Source organism: Tianweitania sp. (genome assembly GCF_032053605.1).
Classification (GTDB): domain Bacteria; phylum Pseudomonadota; class Alphaproteobacteria; order Rhizobiales; family Rhizobiaceae; genus Tianweitania.
On record NZ_DAMBUH010000121.1, the window covers coordinates 1 to 5,183 of the forward strand.

Consider the following 5,183-nt stretch of genomic DNA (forward strand, 5'->3'; position numbering starts at 1 on the left):
CGTTCGGCTCGCTGTCGCCGCGCATGACCGTCGGTCAGATCGTCACCGAAGGCCTCCTTGTGCACGAAAGCGGCATTCCGCGCGCCGAGCGCGACTGCCGCGCGTTGCAGGCGCTGCAAGAGGTCGGGCTCGATCCAGCCATGCGCAACCGCTATCCGCATGAATTCTCCGGCGGCCAGCGCCAGCGCATCGCCATTGCCCGCGCCCTGATCCTGAAGCCGGAGGTGATGGTGCTGGACGAGCCGACCTCCGCACTCGACCGCTCCGTGCAAAAGCAGATCGTCGACCTCCTGCGCGATCTCCAGCAGGCGCATGATCTCTCCTACATCTTCATCAGCCATGATCTGTCGGTGGTGCGTGCCATGGCCGACACGATCATCGTCATGCGCGGCGGGCGAATCGTGGAGGAGGGGCCGGTGGAAGACATCTTCTCCAATCCCCGCGATCCCTACACGCAGGCGCTTCTCGGCGCGGCCGTGGATGACCGGCGGTTTAGAAAAGCGGCGGAAATGCTTCCGGTTTAACGACTTTCCGCAACCGTCAGGTGTGGCAGGATTGCCGAATTTGCATAAAAGATTCTCGTTTCGAGACATTTGATGCTGCGCCTAAGGGCCAGTCGCGGTACTTTGACCGGGACTGGCGTATGAGTACGGTGAGGAATGCGGTTGCAACCGATGCGTGGCTGGAGTTTGCGGATCGTTGCGGCGATCGTTCTGAGCACTTCGGCGCTGTACCCCGCGACGGCGTTCGAGCTGTTTGGCCACAAATTCTTCGAAAAGGCGCCCAAGCCCGAAGATGAGCCGGTTGGCGAACCGCAGCCTTACAACGTTACCTTCACCGTCAATGCCGGCGAGGATGATGATGTCGAAGACACGCTGAAGGGCGCCTCCAACCTGTGGGGAGACCGCGAGGAGCCGGCTTCCGGCGCATCTGGTCTGCTTGCCAAGGCCCGCGGCGATTACCGCCGTCTTCTCGGCACCATGTATGCGCAGGGCCGCTATGGTCCGACGATCTCGATTCAGATCGATGGCCGCGAAGCCGCCGAACTTGCGCCGGATGCCACGGTCGCCAACCCCGCCAATGTCGTCGTCACGGTCAGTCCGGGCCCGGTGTTTGCCTTTGGCGTTGCTGAAGTCGTCAACCAGGCGCCGGCGCCCACCGATCGGCACGACCGTGTCGAACTTCCCGCCGACAACGGTTTCGTGCCGGGCGAGCCCGCCAAGTCCGGCGTGATCCTGCAAGCCGAGAACCTGTCCAAGGAAGCCTGGCGCCAGCAGGGCTATGCCAAGGCTGCCGTGGCCGAGCGCCGCGTCGAGGCTTTGCACGACACCACCAAGCTTGATGCCACGCTCGTCATGGAGCCGGGTCGCCGCGCGGTTTACGGGCCGACGACCGTGCAGGGCACTGCCCGCATGGACCCCGACTTCGTGGCCTACATGACCGATCTGCCGCGAGGCAAAGAGTTCGATCCCGACGACGTCAAGCGTGCCAATGATCGGCTGGGCCGTCTGGAAGTGTTCCGCTCGCAGCGCATCGAGGAGGCCGAGGCGATCGAGGCCAATGGCGAACTGCCGATGGCGGTAATCGTGCAGGAGCGCCCGCTGCGCCGCTTCGGCGTCGGCGCGTCCTATTCCACGCTGGATGGCGCGGGTGTGGAAGGCTACTGGCAGCACCGCAATCTGTTTGGCCACGCCGAGCGTTTGCGCTTCGACGCCAAGGTCGCCGGTGTCGGCGCCGAGGTCACCAGCCGCCGAGGCGACGAGCCCGAGAAAAGCCGCTTCGATCCGGCGGACTTCACCTATCGCGTCGGCGTCACCTACACCCGCCCCGGCGTGTTCACGCCTGACACGGATTTCGTGACGTCGCTGTTCGGCGACCGCGAAGTGTTGGATGCCTACACCCGCACGGCGGTCACGGCGCAGGCCGGCTTCACGCATATCTTTACGGAAGAACTATCCGGCAGCCTGTTCATCAGCGGCGGCCCGTCGCGCTTCGAAGACGATCTCGGCGAGCGCGACTTCGTGACCGTCGGTCTGCCCGGCACGCTGACCTACGACACGCGCGACAACAAGGTCGACGCCACGGAGGGCTTCTTCGTGGAAGCCATGGTCGAACCCTTCTTCGAGTTCAACTATGGCAATCCTGTTGGCCGCGCGACCCTCGAAGGGCGGACCTATTACGGCTTCGGCGAAGACGACCGCATCGTTGCCGCCGGCCGTTTGAAGATCGGCTCGCTGGCCGGATCCGATATCGGCGAAACACCGCCGGACAAGCTGTTCTTCGCCGGTGGTGGTGGATCGGTGCGTGGCTATGAATATCGCGGCATCGGCGTGGAAGCGGAAGACGGCATCATCACGGGCGGTCGCTCGCTGATCGAAGGATCGGCCGAACTGCGCGCCAAGGTCACAGACTCCATCGGCCTCGTCGGCTTCGTGGATGCCGGCTATGTCGGCGCGGAATCCTTCCCTGATTTTGCCGAAGAGCTGAAACTCGGCGCGGGCATCGGCTTGCGCTATCTCACCGGCCTCGGCCCCATCCGCGGCGACATCGCCATTCCGCTCAATCCCGGCCGCGACGATCCAGACTTCGCGTTCTACATCGGCATAGGACAGGCGTTTTGACCCGGTTCCTCGCACTTCTCGCTCTGCTGTTCGTCGTCTTTCCGGCCTTTGCGCAGGAAGAAACGCCGACCGAAGAACGCTCCTATTTCGTCGGCCTGGTGGAAGATCAGCTTTCCACGCCGAACCGCCAGATCCGCCTGAACGGCATTCAGGGCGCGCTGTCATCTGATGCAACGATCGGCGAAATCACCATTGCCGACCGCGAAGGCGTGTGGCTGCGCATCGTCAATGCGCGCATCGACTGGACGCGCCGCGCGCTGCTGCTCGGCCGTTTGCAGATCTCGACGCTGTCGGCCGAGCGTATCGAAGTCACCCGCAAGCCGCTGCCGGAAGAAGGCCTGCCGGCGCCCGAAGCCAGCACCGGTTTCGCACTGCCGGAACTGCCGGTTTCCATCACGCTCGACCAGCTTGACGTGCAACGCGTTGTTTTCGGCCCGACCGTGTTCGGTCTGGCGTCCGAACTCGCGATCAACGGCCGCGTCAAGCTGGCGGATGGCTCGCTCGATACCGCGCTCAACGTTACGCGCCTCGATGGTCCGGGCGGCAAGCTGACCCTGGCCGCGACCTATGCCAACGACACCACCAATCTCGGCATCGATCTTCGTTTGGAAGAGCCGGAAAACGGCATCGTCGCCAACCTGCTGGCGATCGAAAATCGCCCGCCGGTCAATCTGGTTGTCGCCGGCAGTGGTCCGCTCGATCAGTTCGACCTCACACTCAATCTCGATGCTGCCGGCCAGCGCATTCTGACCGGCCAGACCGCGCTGCGCCGTCAGGAACTCGGCCTCGGCTTCAACACGACGCTGGACGGGCCGATCGCCTCGCTGATCCCCGAGCGCTTCCGCGCCTTTTTCGGCGCGTCCACACAGTTGCAGGCGAGCGGCGTGTCCAAGGATGCCGGCGGCTTCCGGCTCGACCAGCTCGAACTCACCAGCGCTCAGCTCAAGCTCAGCGCCAAAGCCGAAACCGCGGCCGACAGCTTCCTGCAGCGCCTGACGCTCGACGCGCAGGTCGACAATGGCAGCGCCGAGCCGATCCTTCTGCCCGTGCCCGGCCAGAACACGATCGATCGCGCGCAGCTGAAAATTTCCTTCGGCGACACCGCGAGCGACCAATGGTCCGGTTCGCTCGACATTGCCAAGTTGAACGCCGACAGCTTTTCCAGCGAGAGCGTCGCACTAACTTTCTCCGGCCTGGCGCAGAACCTGCAGGATGCCGCCAACCGTCGTGTCTCCTTCAAGGTCGACGGTGGCGCGCGCGGTCTGGACGCAAAGGCTGCGGAAGTGGCGGAAGCGCTGGGGTCCGAGATCACGCTGGCGATCGACGGCGACTGGCGCGCCAACCAGCCGGTTCAGTTGAACCGCGCGACCTTGTCCGGCAACGGCCTGAGCGTCGCGCTGGATGGCGCGATTGCCGATCTCGTGTTCAACGGCAACATCGCCGTCGATGCCAATTCCATCGTGCCGTTCTCTGCGCTTGCCGGTCGTGATCTCGCCGGCGGCCTGCGCCTGGCGGCCAAAGGCTCGGTGAGCCCTGTCGGGGGCGGCTTCGACCTGACGCTGGATGGTTCGGCCAACGGATTGTCGATCGATACGCCAGCGGCCGATGCGCTGCTGAAGGGCGAAACACGCCTGACCGGCGGCATCGCGCGTGGTGAAAACGGCTTGGTTGCGCGCCAATTCCGCGTCGCCAACAACCAGGTCGAACTGACAGCAGATGGCCGCTTTGCCACCGGTGCCGCCGACTTCAACTTCGATCTCGCCTTGAGCGATCTGGCGCTGGTTTCGCAGCAGGCGAGCGGTCGCCTGACGGCAGTCGGTCGCGCCCAGGGAGCCGACGGCACGATCCGCTTGAACTTCGATGCCAATGTGCCGAGCGGCCGCCTGATGAACAAGACGCTGACTCAGGCGCGCATCGGTTTCGAAGGCGTTCAGCTGCCGGATCTGCTTGACGGCAATCTTACCGGCGACGCGTTCCTCGATGGCAACCGCGTGCAGCTGGCAAGCGGCGTCGCTGTTTCCGCATCCACCCGCAAGCTGAGCGCGCTGAGCTTCTCGGCCGGCGGTGCGAACCTGACGGGTGATATCAGCCAAATCGTGTCCAGCGGCTTGTTCGACGGACAGGTACAGCTGCGTGCCAGCGACGTGTCGACGGCTGCCGCTTTGTTCCTGACGCAGGCATCCGGCTCGGCGAACGCCACGATCCGGCTGCGGCCGGTCGACGGCAATCAGGACGGCGACATCAAGGCCGATATCCGCAACCTCGTTGTGGATCAGGCGCGCGTCGGCAGTGCCGATGTGCAGGCCGAGGTCTCGGACCTGTTCAAGGTGCCCGGCGGCAATGCGACCATCGATGCGCGCGATGTCGTGGCCGGCGGCTTCACCGTGACGCGGTTGCAGGCGCAAGCGCGGCAGAATGCCGACACCACCGACTTTTCGGCCGAAACCGCGCTCGACAATGGCACCACGGCCAAGGTTGCCGGCGCTCTGTCGCGAGTCGATACCGGTTTCCGCATCGGCTTGAACGAGCTGGCACTGGCGCAGGGCAGCACCAATGCCCGCC

The 5,183-nt window shown here is 64.6% G+C and carries 2 protein-coding genes and 1 pseudogene; all 3 read left to right on the forward strand.

The window, feature by feature from the left end; translation table 11 throughout:
- Nucleotides 1-524, forward strand: a 524-nt coding sequence (locus RTX98_RS18125) for an ATP-binding cassette domain-containing protein (protein ID WP_312798195.1), incomplete at its 5' end; no start/stop codon positions are given.
- Nucleotides 525-674: 150 nt separating this feature from the next.
- Nucleotides 675-2,621 (forward strand): autotransporter assembly complex family protein, encoded by a 1,947-nt coding sequence (locus RTX98_RS18130; RefSeq protein ID WP_312798196.1) that lies wholly within the window; start codon nt 675-677, stop codon nt 2,619-2,621.
- Nucleotides 2,618-5,183: pseudogene (locus RTX98_RS18135) on the forward strand (translocation/assembly module TamB); the annotation flags it as partial. The gene RTX98_RS18130 and the pseudogene RTX98_RS18135, both read left to right, overlap by 4 nt.

Excerpts from the sequence above, each read along its gene's own strand:
- RTX98_RS18130 (WP_312798196.1), top strand. The coding sequence starts at position 675 with ATGCGTGGCTGGAGTTTGCGGATCGTTGCGGCGATCGTTCTGAGCACT.